The sequence below is a fragment of the Planktothrix serta PCC 8927 genome (genome assembly GCF_900010725.2).
GTDB lineage: Bacteria > Cyanobacteriota > Cyanobacteriia > Cyanobacteriales > Microcoleaceae > Planktothrix > Planktothrix serta.
Genome location: NZ_LR734953.1, coordinates 1 through 831 on the forward strand (window position 1 = coordinate 1; position 831 = coordinate 831).

An 831-nucleotide genomic window follows, 5' to 3' on the forward strand; every position below is an offset into this window, starting at 1 on the left:
TAAGTTAGGTTTACCTGATAGGAAATCTTGAATATCTTGATTTCCTTTCTTTTGATTACAGTCATGACAAGCAATAGCAAGATTAGAAATTCGGTCAGTTCCACCTTGGGATTTAGGGTGAATATGTTCTACTTCTAAGGGGACATTTTCAACCCCACAGTAAGCACATTTTCTACTCCATTTTTCCAGTAAATATTGTCGAACTTCGTATCCCTGTAACTCTCCTTGTTGGTACTCAATCCCAGAGATTTCAGGATTTTCAAGTTGCTGCAAGTCAAATCTGACTAACTCTTGAACAATTGAACGAATGGGTGCAAACCTAATTAGTTTACTGACCCAAGTTAGAGTTGTTTCTACTCGATGTTGAAGACTGGGTGCTAACCAACCTTTTTGTCGGGTACGATTCAAAAACCGTGCCTGACGATAGCGAGTTTTACGGTTTCTTCTTGATCGACGCAATGAACGTCGAGATTCCAAAGACATTTTAATCGTTTGACCCCGATGGGTTAATTCTGCACCCCAAATTACTTTGTTTCCTTGAACTAATGCAATTCCAGTGGTTTTTGAACCCGGATCAATTTTGAGGGTTATTTGTTGTATTTCTGGTTCGGGTTTTGACTCCTTTAAGATAATAGTAAACGGATAACGACGATAAACAGCAGCTTGACCTTGATTCAATAACAATCGAGCTTGAGCAGGATGTATTGGGCTTTGAGGTTGTTTATTCGGAGCAATTACAAAGACGTAATTGGACATAAAATGACTCCTATTTCTAGGGTAATGTTCGCTTCGCCAAGGTTTTCTGAACTTGTTAGGTTAACAACACTGTCT

General features: G+C 39.0%; 1 protein-coding gene. It reads right to left on the reverse strand.

Features of this window, described 5'->3' with window-relative positions; all coding sequences use genetic code 11:
• Positions 1-756, reverse strand: a 756-nt coding sequence (gene iscB, locus PL8927_RS27795) for an RNA-guided endonuclease IscB (RefSeq protein WP_197047598.1), incomplete at its 3' end; no start/stop codon positions are given.
• Positions 757-831 lie beyond the last annotated feature (75 nt).